At 60.5% G+C, this 14,269-nt stretch carries 10 protein-coding genes; 4 read left to right on the top strand and 6 right to left on the bottom strand.

Annotated elements, in window-relative coordinates; genetic code table 11:
- Position 1: 1 nt before the first annotated feature.
- From MXF20_RS19200 to fdhF, 3 genes are read right to left on the bottom strand one after another with little or no spacing between them, the layout of a single operon-like run.
- Positions 2-1,372 (bottom strand): cytochrome ubiquinol oxidase subunit I, encoded by a 1,371-nt coding sequence (locus MXF20_RS19200; protein ID WP_325970824.1) that lies wholly within the window; start codon positions 1,370-1,372, stop codon positions 2-4.
- Positions 1,365-1,850 carry a DUF1641 domain-containing protein gene (locus MXF20_RS19195; protein WP_325970823.1) on the bottom strand — a complete coding sequence of 162 codons (486 nt, stop codon included), beginning with the start codon at positions 1,848-1,850 and terminating at the stop codon, positions 1,365-1,367. Before MXF20_RS19195 ends, MXF20_RS19200 begins: the two co-directional genes overlap by 8 nt.
- Positions 1,850-4,822, bottom strand: coding sequence for a formate dehydrogenase subunit alpha (gene fdhF, locus MXF20_RS19190; protein ID WP_325970822.1), 2,973 nt, complete (start codon positions 4,820-4,822; stop codon positions 1,850-1,852). The genes MXF20_RS19195 and fdhF overlap by 1 nt, the downstream gene beginning before the upstream one ends.
- 303 nt (positions 4,823-5,125) lie before the next feature.
- Here fdhF and MXF20_RS19185 point away from each other — a divergent pair, with 303 nt between their 5' ends.
- Entirely contained in the window at positions 5,126-6,019 is an 894-nt protein-coding gene (locus MXF20_RS19185) for an SDR family oxidoreductase (protein ID WP_021509546.1), read from the top strand.
- A 74-nt stretch (positions 6,020-6,093) separates the two neighbouring features.
- A complete protein-coding gene (locus MXF20_RS19180) occupies positions 6,094-7,908 on the top strand; it encodes a glycoside hydrolase family 15 protein (RefSeq protein ID WP_325970820.1) in 1,815 nt (604 codons plus the stop codon).
- Between the two features lie 254 nt (positions 7,909-8,162).
- On the opposite strand, the gene MXF20_RS19175 is transcribed toward MXF20_RS19180, so the two are convergent.
- Complete coding sequence (locus MXF20_RS19175) at positions 8,163-9,068, bottom strand: LysR family transcriptional regulator (RefSeq protein WP_325970818.1); 906 nt, start codon at positions 9,066-9,068, stop codon at positions 8,163-8,165.
- Positions 9,069-9,212: 144 nt separating this feature from the next.
- Between MXF20_RS19175 and MXF20_RS19170 the strand changes: the two genes are divergently transcribed.
- On the top strand, positions 9,213-9,962 hold the full coding sequence (locus MXF20_RS19170) for an SDR family oxidoreductase (RefSeq protein WP_325970817.1): 750 nt from the start codon (positions 9,213-9,215) through the stop codon (positions 9,960-9,962).
- A 61-nt stretch (positions 9,963-10,023) separates the two neighbouring features.
- On the opposite strand, the gene MXF20_RS19165 is transcribed toward MXF20_RS19170, so the two are convergent.
- Positions 10,024-11,460, bottom strand: coding sequence for a sugar porter family MFS transporter (locus tag MXF20_RS19165; protein WP_325970815.1), 1,437 nt, complete (start codon positions 11,458-11,460; stop codon positions 10,024-10,026).
- Between the two features lie 102 nt (positions 11,461-11,562).
- Entirely contained in the window at positions 11,563-12,735 is a 1,173-nt protein-coding gene (locus tag MXF20_RS19160; protein WP_325970814.1) for an ROK family protein, read from the bottom strand.
- 208 nt (positions 12,736-12,943) lie between these two features.
- Between MXF20_RS19160 and MXF20_RS19155 the strand changes: the two genes are divergently transcribed.
- A complete protein-coding gene (locus MXF20_RS19155) occupies positions 12,944-14,263 on the top strand; it encodes an MFS transporter (RefSeq protein WP_325970813.1) in 1,320 nt (439 codons plus the stop codon).
- Positions 14,264-14,269: the final 6 nt, after the last annotated feature.

Raw genomic sequence — 14,269 nt, 5'->3', positions numbered from 1 at the left:
CTCAGGCTGGCGTCTGTACCGATTCCGCTACTGCGGTCGCCTGCGGGTCCGGCAGCGGCGCAGCGAGATGGCGCAGCAGATAAGTGAGGCCAAACGCAAAGCTCAGACCATAAATCACCACCACCGCCGCGAAAATGGCGACGCTGCTGCCGAGGGACATCGGCGCCAGGCTGTCGGCGGTGCGCAGCATGCCGTACACCGTCCACGGCTGCCGTCCAACCTCAGTTACCACCCAGCCCGCCAGCAGCGCGACGAAGCCAGCCGGTGACATCAGCGCCAGCAGACGCAGCACGCGCCGTGACTGATAAAGACGACCGCGCCAGCGCTGCACATTGCCCACCAGGCTGCTCAGTAGCATCAGCAGTGCCAGTCCGACCATCAGGCGAAAAGCAAAAAACACCGGCAGCACCGGCGGCAGGCTGTCGCGCGGAAATTCACGCAGGCTTTTGATGTGGCCGCTGAGGTTATGGCGCAGGTAGAGCGAGCCGATGGCCGGGATGGCCAGCTCGGCGTGATTCCGCTGCTGCGCCTGATCGGGCAGCGCGAACAGCCGCAACGGCTCGCCCTCACCCGGCGCAGGCGGCTGCCAGCTGCCCTCGATTGCCGCCAGTTTGGCGGGCTGATAGTCACGGGTATTTTCGCCGTGCAGATCGCCCACTACCATCTGCAGCGGCACGATACACAGCGACACCGTCAGCGCGCTGCGCAGCATTAGTCGGCTGGCGGCCTCGCTGGCGTTACGCAGCAGGCGCCACGCCGCCACGCCGCCCAGCAAAAACGCCACGCTGATCCACGAGGCCAGCAACATGTGCGCCAGCCGCCAGCCAAACGAGGGCGCGGAAATCAGACTCCAGGCGCTATCCGGCATAAACTGACCCGCGTCGCTGAGCGTGAAGCCACGCGGCGTTTGCATCCACGAATTGGCGGCCAGGATCCAGAAGGCGCTGAGAACGGCACCCAACGCCACCAGGCAGGTAATGGCGAAATGTACGCCGGGTTTCACCCGATCGATGCCAAACAGCATCACGCCGGTCAGCGCTGACTCGAGGAAAAAGGCTATCAGCACTTCATACAGCATCAGCGGACCGATGATGCCGCCCGCTTTGCTGGCAAACACCGACCAGTGGGTGCCGAACTGAAACTCCATGATCACACCGGAAACCGTGCCAATCGCTACGGTGAGCGCGAATACCTTGATCCAGAAGTGCAGCGCCTGCTGCGCTTCTTCCCGCCTGCCCCACAGCCAGCGCGCTTCAAACCACACCAGAAAGGGTGCCAGGCCCAGCGTCAGCGCCGCCAGCGTAATGTGCATGCCCATCGTCAGGGCAAACTGACCGCGCGCGATCAGCAGCACCCACTCCTGGCTACTCACGGCTCGGCTTACCGCTGTAGCGGGTGATCGGCTTCTCCTCGTCACCCTGCATGGCGCGCGCGAAGGTTTCCAGCGCCGCCAGCAGCGGCCGGATGCCCTGCCACAGCGCTTCATCATTCAGCAGTTTGAGCACGCCGCTGACGCCCGGCGCGCTTTTCTCCTGCTGCGCCGCGTCACTGGCCGGTTTCATCGCCAGCAGGGCATCACGTAGCGCCAGCAGCAAATGGTTGAAGCGCTCTGGCGGCACGGTGCTGAGCGTCATAAACAGCAGCGACAGGTTCTGTACCGCATTCTGCGTGCCGGGGCGGTTGAGCCCGGCGGCGACAATCTTGCCGATATCGTTGTTGGCTTTCACCACGTCGTTAGCCAGACGCAGGAAACCGTGCTGATGCAGATTCTCCAGCAGCTCATTCAGCGCTTCCTGCGCGCTGGGTTCAGTGCGCGTCGGGCTGGGTTGATAGTGCAGCGGTTCGGCCATTAACTTTTCTCCGGATGCGAAACGTGTTCAGGCGGCTGGCGGTATTCAGGCTGCTGCCATTTTTGTTCAACGGGCAGATGATCCAGCGGCGTGCGCTGGCCGTGGCGAAAGTTGTGCAGCGGAATCGGGTGCGGCTGTGGCGCATGCGCCAATTTGCGCATCATCACCGCAATTTCCTTATAGGCGGGCGTGTTGACGTCGGGATCGTGATGTTCACCGGTCAGCCCGTTAATGCCCGGTTTGCCATGGTGAATAGGAATGAATAGCACATTGCCGGCCATCCGTTCGGTCACCACCACCGGCACCTCTACGCTGCCCCGGCGCGAACGCAGCTCCACCCAGTCGCCCTGCTGTAATTGCCGTTCCTGCGCCAGCTGCGGCGAAATCTCAACAAACCAGTTAGGCGACAGCGATTTGATGCGCCCGCCCTGCCCGGTCTGATTGGTCGACTGGAAATGCTCCAGCATGCGGCCATTGTTCAGCAGCAGATCGTACTGCGCATCGGGCGCTTCCATCGGCGGCTGCCACGTCAGCGGATACAGACGCGCTTTGCCATCAGGAAAGGCGAAACGCTCGGTGTACAGCAGCGGCGTGCTGCTGCCGTCGGCGTTTACCGGCCACAGCTGTGACTGCCAGCCGACGAGATTTTCATAGCTGACCCCGGCAAACAGCGCGGCGATACCCGCCGCTTCCGCCATGATGGCGCCGGGATTCGGATAGTGCCAGTGATGGCCAAGACGCGCCGCGACCTCCGTCAGTATCTGCCAGTCGGGCCGGCTGTCGCCGAGCGGTGCAAACGCAGGTGAAAAGTGCTGAATGCGCCGTTCGGTATTCACGAAGGTGCCCTCTTTCTCCAGGCTGGGACAGCCGGGCAGCACCACATCGGCGAACTGCGCGGTGCGGCTCATGAAGATATCCTGCACCACCATGAAATCCAGCCGGCTAAAGGCTTCGTGCACTTTGGTGGAGTCCGCATCAGAAAAGGCGGTCTCTTCGCCGATGATGTACATGGCACGCACCCGCTGTTTATGCGCGTCTTCCACCATCATGAAGTTATCCAGCCCGGCCTCTGAGGAAAGCGCTTCCGGCGCCACGCCCCAGGCGCGCGCCCACTTTTCCCGTACCTGCGCATCGGTGACTTTTTCGTAGCCGGGATAGACATTGCTTAAGCAGCCAAAATCGCTGGCACCCTGCACATTGTTATGACCGCGCATCGGATAGCCGCCGGTGCCTGGCCGGCCGTAGTTGCCGGTGACCAGCAGCAGATTGGAGAGCGCGGTGCTGGTATCCGCACCGTGGCTGTGCTGCGTAATGCCCATCGCCCACAGCAGGCAGGCGCTGCCCGCGTTGCCGATCATCTCGGCGGCCTCAGTCAGCTGCGCCACGCTCAGGCCGGTGACCTCACTGGCCATCTCAAGGGTGAAAGGCGCCAGCGAGGCGCGATAGTCAGCCACCTGATTCACGCGCTCGCGCAGGAATGCTTCATCAGCATAACCGTGGTCAAACATGTAGCGCGCCATTGCCGACGCCCATACCATATCGGTACCGGGGCGGATGCGCAGATAACAGTCGGCGCGCTCGGCCATTTCGTGACGGCGCGGATCGACCACCAGCAGCTTCTGTCCGCGATGTTTATGGCTCTGTTTGATATGTGAAGCGAAAACCGGATGATTTTCTGCCAGGTTGCTGCCAACGGTGATGATCAGGTCGGTCTGCTGCAGGTCGCGCAGCGTGCCGGCATCGCCGCCGTAGCCTACAGTGCGAAACAGCCCTTCCGTCGCCGGGTTCTGGCAATAGCGCGAGGAGTTGTCCACGTTATTGGTGCCGAAAATCAGACGGGCGATCTTCTGCGTCAGGTAGGCTTCCTCATTGCTGGCTTTACTGGAACCAATAAAACCAATGGCATTACCACCGTGCTGGCGCGCCACCGCGCGCAGGCCATCGGCCACCCGCTGCAGCGCTTCGTCCCAGCTGGCCGGGCGAAACTGGCCATTTTCACGAATCAGCGGCGTGGTCAGCCGGTTTGGGCTGTTAACGAAATCCCAGCCGAATTTGCCTTTGACACAGGTTGAGATGCCGTTGACCGGCGCATCGGCCACCGGCTGAATTTTGAGGATGTGGCGATCGCGCGTCCAGACTTCAAAGCTGCAGCCGACGCCGCAATAGGTGCAGACGGTTTTGGTTTTGTTGATCTCGACTTTACGCAGTGCATCATCGATGAGTGAAATACCGGTGATCGGCTCCATGCCAATGCTGTTTTCCAGCGATTTGACGAAATCAATCAGCGGCCGCTTCAGGTCTTCATCCATCGCGGTGAAGGGGCCGGCATCGGGCTGCATGGTTTTTTCCAGTAGCGCGTTACACGGACAGACGGTCACGCAGTGACCGCAGCTGACGCAGCTGGAACCGGCAATCTGCGTCCCGCCATCCCACAGCACGCGCGGGTGATCGGCGCTGTAATCAATCGACAGCGTCTCATTCACCTCGACATTCTGGCAGGCTTCCACGCAGCGTCCGCACAGAATGCACTGATCCGGATCGTAGGTATAAAACGGATTGCTGTGATCTTTGCTGTCCGGTTTGCGCTGGTAAGGGTAATACTGAATCGGGATGTGCATATCCGCGACGGTGTTATGCAACGTGCAGTCGCCGGTATTGTGTTCACATACCGTGCAATAAAGCTCGTGGCGATTCAGGATGCGGTCCATGCCCTCCTGCTGTGCCGCCTGCAGCACCGCGCTCTGGCTGACCACGCGCAAGCCCTCGGCGCTGCGCAATGTGCAGCCGCGCACGGGTTCGCCATCCACCTCCACCCAGCAGACATCACAGGTTTGCAGCGGCGGCAGCGCCGGGTGATAACAGACGTGAGGCAGCTTTTTTCCCTGCTCCTGCAGAAAATCAATTAACGGTTGATTTGCGGTTCCGCTTAAGCGCTCACCATTAAATATAATGGTACATTGTGCTTCGCTCATTTAACGCCTCGTTTAAGCCATCGCTCATAATTATTCGGGCCGGCCAGAACCGGTTATTATGTAAAGTTATGCTTAGAGCTTAGAAACAAATATCTTTCGCGCAAGCAGGCCGACTCGCTTAATAACGCGCACGGCTTACGCAGCGTTAAAATAATCATTACGTTAGTGATTTTGTAACTAAAAATATCATTTCAGCCACGCCCGCCCCGCTTTAATAAATCGCGACTGCTTATTTTTTGACGTGACAAATATCACATCTCTGCCAGGCTTAATTTACTCGTTCCACTGTACAAGGAGATAGGTATGACTTCATTTACTAACAAAACGCTGATTACCCAGGAATATCCAAAGCCGCCATTCAAAAAGCAGCATCAGCCCATTCCGGGATTAGCCAGTAAGATGGAACCCCGTCCCGATCACGGTGAAACCAGCTATCGCGGCACTGGCCGTTTAACCGGGCGCAAAGCGCTGATTACCGGGGGTGACTCCGGTATTGGTCGCGCGGTAGCCATTGCGTATGCCCGCGAAGGGGCAGACGTGGCGATCAACTACCTGCCGGAAGAGGAGCAGGACGCCGCTGAAGTGGTGCAATTAATCGAAGCGGAAGGCCGTAAAGCAGTGGCAATTCCGGGTGATATTCGCTCAGAATCTTTTTGCCAGCAGCTGGTAAAAGAAGCCGCAGAGAAACTGGATGGTCTGGATATTCTGGTGAATAACGCCGGACGCCAGCAATTTAATGAGTCAATCCGTACGCTCTCAACGGAAGATTTTGACGCCACCTTTAAGACCAACGTTTACGCGATGTTCTGGATCACCAAAGCGGCACTGGAATATCTGCCTGCCGGATCATCCATTATTAATACCTCGTCGGTTCAGGCATATGAACCGAGCGCTATTCTGCTGGATTACGCGCAAACCAAAGCCGCTATCGCCGCCTTTACTAAAGCACTGGCGAAGCAGCTGGGCGAGCAGCAAATTCGCGTCAATGCCGTCGCACCAGGGCCTTACTGGACCGCGCTGCAAGTGTGCGGCGGTCAGCCGCAGGAAAAAATCGAGAAGTTTGGTGCCAGCGCGCCGCTGGGGCGTCCGGGTCAGCCGGCTGAAATCGCGCCGTTGTACGTGACCTTCGCTGAAACCACCAACAGCTTCACCTCAGGTCAGGTGTGGTGCTCCGATGGCGGTACCGGTACCGTCTGACCGGGGAATTCCACCCGCATCACGTGGCTGCCAGCAGGCGGCCACGCTGCCGTTTCTGCTGACAGGGAAGATCCATGAATAATCAAACGTTCCAGTCGCCGGTGCGCGAACGGGGCTTCGCGCGTCTCGGTGACTACGCGGCCATCGGTGAGGGCCGGTCGGTGGCGCTGATCGCCCCCGACGGCGCGATTGACTGGTGGTGCGCGCCCAATCTTGACTCTGCCCCGCTGTTTGACCGCCTGCTCGATCCCGAGATCGGCGGTTTTTTCCAGATCGAACCTGACGCTCCTTACCGTACCGAACGCGCCTACCGTGCTAACAGCAACGTGCTGGAAACCCGCTTTTTTACCGATGACGGCAGCGTGCTGCTGACCGAATCGCTAAACAGCACGCTGGCAGGCCGTCTGCCGTGGAGTGAGCTGGCGCGGCGCGTGGAAGGCGTTGACGGCGAAGTGACGCTGCGCCTGACGCTGCGCTTTGGCACCGTTGCCGAAACCCGCTCGCCGTGGCAGGACAGCACCGAACAGGGCGACGTCTACCACATTGGCGATCTGATGGCGATGCTGCGCACCAGCGAGGACTGGCAGCTTGAACAGCGTGACGATGAGCAAATCTGCGCCACGCTGCGTACGGCTGCCGACAGCCGATCGCTGGTGGCGTTGCTGGTGACCGAGCGCGAACCGCTGGCGGTGCCGCCGCTGGAGGCGATCGATACCCGTATTCAAACCAGCCATACCGCCTGGTGCGACTGGACCCGCAGCCTGAGCTATCAGGGCCGCTTTGCCGAACACGTGCGCCGCTCGGCGCTGTCGCTGAAATTTTTATGGTACTCCCCCACCGGCGCGCTGGCCGCTGCGGCCACCACGTCGCTACCGGAAGGCATTGGCGGAGAGAAGAATTATGACTACCGCTATGCATGGGTGCGCGATGCCTGTCTGATCATCAAAGCCTTTGTTTTTCTCGGTGCGCTGGAAGATTGTAAAGCGGCGTTCTCCTGGCTGTCGAAAACCATTATTCGCCACGGTACCGCGCTGCGCACCTGCTACACGCTGGAAGGCAACGAAGTACCTGCCGAACGCTTCGTGCCGCTGCGTGGCTATCATCATTCCCAGCCGGTGCGCGTGGGCAACAACGCGCGTGACCAGCTGCAGCTGAGCATGTACGGCGATATGCTGGCGACCGCCGAGTTGTTTATTCGGGCCGGGCACGTGCTGGATTTAGCCACCTCGCGCATGCTGGGTGCGCTGGCCAATCACTGTGCCGATCGGTGGCGGCTGAAAGACAGCGGTATCTGGGAGCTGCCCGGGCAGCAGCACTATACCCATTCGAAAATGGCCTGCTGGCTGGCGCTGGATCGCGCCGTCGCACTGGCCGAAGCGCGCCACATTGAACCGACCTGGCTGAAACGCTGGCAGCGCGAGCGCGACCGCATCAGCAGCTGGATTGAAGCGCACTGCTGGAACGAAGAGAAACAGGCGTATGTGTTTTATCCCGACAGCAACGGCCGGCTGGACGCTGCGCTGGCGCTGGTGCATCCCTATGGCAGCCGCGTCAACCCGGCACGTATGCAGGCCACCTACCGTGCCATTGAGCAGGAACTGGGCCACGGCAGCGCCATGCTGTATCGCTACAGCGGCACGGAACAGGAAGAGAGCACTTTTATCGCCTGCTCATTCTGGCTGGTGGAAGCCTGGGCGGCGCTGGGGGAGACAACGCATGCCGAAAGCGCCATGCAGCAGATCCTCGACAAACTGTGCCAGCGCGGCAACGTGGAAACCTTCAATGAAATGTTCGACGTGCGCAGCGATGAGTGGCGCGGCAATATGCCGCAGGGCCTCAGCCATCTGGCGTTGATCTGTGCCGCGCAGGCGCTGACCGATTATGGCTGAAATGCCCACAGCAGCAAAAAGCCTGACGTCGCGGCCGGCGCGGTCAGCGACGACGAAGAAGAATGCATATTCATGCTCCTGACACCGGGCAAGGCGTCGCGCAGAAAGATCGATGCTCAGGGAATCACAACGAGTGCCGGCAGCGGCCGGCAGCAAACTGGCGAAGGTCAGATGACGATGCAGGGTCAGCAGAAAGTGCCATGAGCGCGCCTGTCACCGTGAGTTTGAGGCCATAACAGATTGCTTACGCATTATCATCCATTGAGCCGCGGCGGAAATACCTCCCGCAGCCAGTCGATAAAGACCCGCAGACGCTGGGTGAGATGGCGGCTCTGCGGATAGACCACGTGGAACGGATAGTCGGACGGACGCCAGTCGGCGAGGATCTCCACCAGCCGTCCGGCCTGTAGATCCGCGGCCGCAGCGTAACGAAACGTCTGGATGATGCCCAGGCCCGCCACCGCCGCGGCGAGGTGCGCGTTGCTCTCATTGACGCCAACGCGGTGCGCGATCTTAACCTCAATTCTCTCTTCGCCGTGGCGGAAGCGCAGCGGAAAGGCGCGACCGCTCTGCGGCGAGAGGTAGCTGATGATGCGGTGACCGTTGTTCAGTTCCTGCGGATACGCCGGAATGCCGTAGGTTCGCAAATAGCCGGGCGCGGCGCAGGTGATCATTTGCGCATTGCCTAAGTGCCGCGCCACCAGCGACGAATCGCTCAGCGGGCCGCCGCGCACCACGCAGTCCACGTTATCGCTGATGAGATCCACGGTACGATCGGACACGCCAAGGTCAAGGATGATGTCAGGGAACCGGGCGACAAAATCGGGCAGCGCCGGCAGCAGCACATCGCGCGCCGTTGAGCCGCCAATATCGATGCGCAACTGGCCGCGCGGCTTTGCCGTGACGCTATTGAAAGCGCAGTCGATGTCTTCCAAATCGCGCACGATGCGCAGCGCCCGCTCGTAGTAATCGCGCCCTTCCGCCGTCACTGTGACCCGGCGCGTGGTGCGCTGCAACAGGCGCACGCTGAGATGCGCTTCCAGCTCCTGCACCAGCTTACTCAATGTCGCGTTGGGCATATCCAGTGAATCGGCTGCACGGGTAAAGTTGCCTGCCTCCACCACACGCGCGAACGCCCGGATTGCCAGCAATTGATCCATCACCGCACCTCAGCTGATTATCCACCCAGAGAAATAGTCCTTTCGATTTTACACCATTTATCAGCAAAAGCAGCGGCGCTACAGTGCATTTCAGCGGCGGCAAGTCCGCCAGAATGTAACTTAACGAGCTGTGGAGCACAGGGTATGAATATGAATCTGCAAGACAAAATTGCGTTAGTCACCGGCGGCACTACGGGTATTGGCCTCGCTTCTGCGCAGGAGCTGGCGGCACAGGGCGCGCGCGTGTTTATCACCGGTCGTCGTCAGGCTGAGCTGGATGCAGCCGTCGCCAGCATCGGCGCCGCCGCCACCGGCATTCGCGCCGATGCGGCACAGTTAAGCGATCTGGATGCTGTTTATGCGCAGATTGCGCGCCAGGCCGGTCGGCTGGATATTCTGTTTGCCAACGCCGGTGGCGGCGACATGCTGCCGCTGGGTGCCATCACAGAAGAACATTTTGACCGTATCTTCGGCACCAACGTCCGCGGCGTATTGTTCACCGTGCAGAAAGCGTTGCCGCTGCTGAGCGATAAGGCGTCGGTGATTCTCACCGGATCCACCGCCGCGACTGAGGGTACGGCGGCCTTTAGCGTCTACAGTGCCAGTAAGGCGGCGGTGCGTAACTTTGCCCGCTCGTGGGCGCTGGATGTGAAAGATCGCGGCATTCGCATTAACGTGGTGAGTCCCGGCCCGGTAAAGACGCCCGGCTTAGGCGGCCTGGTGCCGGAAGAGCAGCGCCAGGGGCTGTTCGATGCGCTGGCCGCGCAGGTACCGCTTGGTCGTCTGGGTGAGCCGGGAGAAATCGGCAAGGTAGTGGCGTTTCTCGCCTCAGACGCCGCCAGCTTCATCAACGCCGCCGAACTGTTTGTTGATGGCGGCATGGCCCAGGTGTAAACGGTTATCTGACAGGTGCGCCGCCCGGCGCACCTGCGCTCTGCCTGAAGCATGGCCGTTATCAACGCAGCGAATGCTCGCCTGCTACCGCGCCCGGCGCACCGGCGGTGAGCTGTTGCTCCAGCTGCTCCAGTGAAATGCCTTTGGTCTCCGGCACGCGGCGCAGCACAAAGATAAAGCCCAGCGCACAAATCACGCCGTACAGCATAAAGCTGCCCGCCGCACCGAGTCCGGCATTTAGGATGGGAAAGGTATAAGTCAGCACAAAACAGGCAATCCACAGCGCCAGCGTGGCCACCGACATTGCCAGACCGCGAATGCGGTTGGGGAAAATTTCCGCCAGCAGCACCCAGGTGACCGGCGCCAGCGTCAGCGCGTAAACCGCAATCGCCGCCAGTACCAGAATCAGCACCGGCCAGCCGGTGATGCCCAGCGTGTAGGCACTGGCGATCAGCGCGTAGCACAGCGTCAGTCCGCCGGCGCCGATCAGCATCAGTTTGCGGCGGCCGAGCCGGTCCACCAGCGGCAGCGCCAGCACCGTGGCCAGCAGATTGATCAGTCCGGTCGCTACAATCGACTTCAGCGTGCCGTTGATATCGAAACCGGCCGAAGCAAAGATCTCCTGCGCATAGTTGAAAATCACGTTGATTCCGCACCACTGCTGGAAAATCGCCAGCACCACGCCGGTAATCACAATCGGCAGCGTGCGCGGTGCCAGCAGCGAGCCCGCACGGGCGCGCGTTTGCTGGCGATCCTGTTCCAGCGCGCGGGCAATCTCGCGCTGCGTCTGCTGCGCGTAAGCAGGCGAACCAATTTTGTTTAGCGTCGCCAGCGCGCGCTGTGGCTGGCCCGCCAGCATCAGCCAGCGCGGCGACTCCGGCACCCACATCATCAGTAACAGAAACGCCAGCGACGGCACGGCGGCCGAGGCGAACATCCAGCGCCAGCCAACCTGGCCGTTCCAGGTTTCACGCAGCGCCACATGGGTGGAAGCACCGACGACCGGATCGGCGATCATCAGGTTGATCAGCTGCGCCGCCAGTACGCCAATGACAATCGTCAGCTGATTAACCGCGACGAACTTGCCGCGCTTATCCGCCGGGCTGATCTCCGCGATGTACATTGGGCTGAGCGCCGAGGCGATACCAATACCGACGCCGCCGAGAATGCGCCACCAGACAAACAGCGTAAAACTGCTGGCCAGCGCGGTGCCGATCGCCGACACCACAAACAGCAGCGCGGCGACAATCAGCGGTAAACGCCGCCCCAGCTTGTCCGCTGACCAGCCGGACACCAGCGCGCCCACCACGCAGCCCACCAGCGCCGAGCTCATCGCCCAGCCGGACGCCGCCGGATCGGTGACGTTGAACCAGGCCTCATAGAAGGGTTTGGCTCCGCCAATCACCACCCAGTCATAGCCAAACAGCAAACCGCCGCAGGCTGCCACCAGACAAATGCTCCACACGTAACGCATATTCAGATGTTGATGATTATTCACGGCCACTCTCCGCACCAGGGTCAACGTGCGGCTATCTCACCACCGATACCGCAGGGTGAAAGTTCAGGCCCTCACAGATTTTAGTAACAGGAGTTTAGTAAACTACGCCGTACCGGGATCGGCCTCGACATAGAGATAACCGATGCCGAGGACCTGACGCGGGCGGTCCAGCTGGCCAAAATGCACGTTGGTGGCTTTGCTTTTCAGCGCATCGCGCGGATCGAAGGGATTGAAATCAATCTGGTGCACAATGGTCTGCAGCCAGCTTTCGCCAAAGGTACAGCTGCGACCGTACAGCCAGATTTGATTAATGTTCAGGGTATTAAGAAAATTATACAGGCTCATGCCGATGGCTTCCGCGCTGCGCTGCGCCCACTCGACGATCCACGGTTCGCCAGCCTGCCAGGCGGCCAGTAACTGACGACTGGACGGCTGCGCGGCCTGCGGCGCGCGCTGGTGCGCCAGCTGTTTCAGCGTGCTGAGCGAAGCGATGGTTTCCAGACAGCCCTGCCGTCCGCAGTTACAGCGCGCACCGTGTGGATCAAGAATGGTGTGGCCAATCTGCCCGCTGCCATACAGGTTGCCGCGAAAGATCTCCCCGTTAATCACAAACGATGAGCCGATGCCGTAATCGACGTTGATGACGCAGAATTCGGCCAGTGCGTTGCGGTTCAGCCACTTTTCCGCCAGCGCCAGCATCACGCAGTCGTTATCAACGCGCACTTCCACCGCCAGCTTCTCCTCCAGCAGAAATTTCAGCTGCAGCGGGCTGCGCCACGCCGCCTGTGGCATATGCTGCGAGACACCGGTTACCGGATCGACCTGCCCGTGCACCGCCAGCGCCAGATTAATTTGCCGCTTCGGCCAGCGTTTACAGGTCGCGCGCCACACCGTTTCAATTTCCGCCAGCAGCTGCTCCGGCGTCAGGGCGTTGATGCTGATTTGCTGGTAGTCGCCCTGCGCCACCAGCTGCGCATCCGCCAGTTGCAGTTCGATGCTGGTCGGCTTGACGCACAGGCACAGCGTCCACGCGCCCTCGGCCGGCAGCTGAAAACTGCCGTTACTGTTGCCGCGCGTGCTCAGCGTGGCGCTGGAGTGCTGCACTTTGCCCTGCTCCAGTAGCGCCTGCAAAATCTTGCTGGCCGCCGGAATGGTCAGCCCGCTGAGCTGCGCCAGCTGCGATTTGCTCAAACGTTTATGACGCCACATCAGCTGCATAAACAGCGCTTTGTTGTGCTTACGCACCTGGAAATTATTCAGTCCGACAATTTTCACGCGGCCTCCTTTCGCTTCATCCGCGCTCATCTTACTAAACAGTGTTTACTGACTTCTGTGATGGTTGCGCCATCCTGCGCGCCTGCCGTGCTTTAGAGTTCCTGCTCATAACAACCCGTTCGCGCTATCCCGGTAAAAACCGCTGTTGATGATGCCGGACGAACGCTTTATCTGGCTGTGCTGACACCAACCCTGTTGAGAAAACATAATGACAACATCACCTGCAACCCATCCGTGGCTGATCCGCCTCGGCATTCCGCCCGCGCTGGCCTGGGGCTATCTCGCGGTCCTGCTGTTTATGATTGGCGACGGCGTCGAGTCCAACTATCTCGCGCCCTATCTGCACGAAAACGGCTTTTCACTGAACATCGCTGCCTGGGTAATTGCCTTTTACGGCGTCACCGTCACGCTGGGTTCGTGGCTGGCTGGTTCGCTGTCAACGCTGATCGGCCCGCGCAAAGTGATGCTGGCGGGCGGCCTGATCTGGATTGTGTTTGAAGTGCTGTTCCTGGCTGTGGCGCTGCCGTCGCACAGCGTGCTGCTGCTGGCGCTGACTTACGGCCTGCGCGGCGTAGCTTATCCGATGTTTGCCTACGCCTTTCTGGTGTGGATTCAGTCGGCGGCGCCGGCGGAGATGCGCGGCTCCGCCACCGGCTGGTTCTGGCTGGCGTTTACCGGCGGGCTGCCGACGCTCGGTTCGCTGGTAGCGATCTTCTCTATCCGCCTGGTGGGCGAATACGCCACCTTCTGGCTGTCGCTGGGTCTGGTGGTGATCGGTCTGCTGGTGATGCTGCTGGCGCTGAAAGAGCGCAGCGGTTATCAGTCGCTGCTGGATGCCGAACATCGTCAGCAGGGCACGCTGCGCACGCTGATGGGTGGCATCGATATTCTGTGGCGTGAGCCGCGCATCGCTGCCGCGGCAGTGGTGCGCATCATCAACACCACGCCCTACTTCGGCTTCTTTATTTTTCTGCCGGGCTTCTTCACCGAACAGATTGGCTTTTCCCAGACCGAATACCTCAGCCTGATCACCATTATGGGACTGGTGGGCATGAGCTTTAACCCGATCGTCGGCAAGCTGAGCGACCGCATCGGCTGGCGCAAAGTGCTGACGGTGTTTGGCGGCCTCGGTTCCGGCGTCTCGATGCTGCTGATGTACTTTGTGCCGCAGTGGAGCCACGGCAGCTTTGTGCTCAGCGTGATCTGCGCCTGCCTGTACGGCATCACGCTGTGCGGCTACGTGCCGGCCGCCGCGCTGTTCTCGTCACTGTGCCAGCCGAAGGACAAAGGCAACGCCATGGCGATTTACTGCTTCGCCGCTGGCTTGTCTACCTTCTTCGGTCCGGCGCTGTACGGCGCGATCAATGCGCTGCTGGGCACGCTCGGGGTGATTTGGGGCTACGCCTTCCTGTATCTGGTGAGTGCGTTTATCTCGTGGCGTTACCTGCTCAGTCCGCTCGATCCAGGCGAGCAGCACAACCCGGCGGCGCAGCGTCTGCGTCGGTTAGATTCCATCGCGTCGGAGTAAGCGGAG

Source organism: Pantoea dispersa, assembly GCF_035783935.1.
Lineage (GTDB): Bacteria > Pseudomonadota > Gammaproteobacteria > Enterobacterales > Enterobacteriaceae > Pantoea > Pantoea dispersa_C.
Note: the sequence above shows the minus strand (reverse complement) of the source record. Positions and strands in the feature narration are given on the sequence as shown.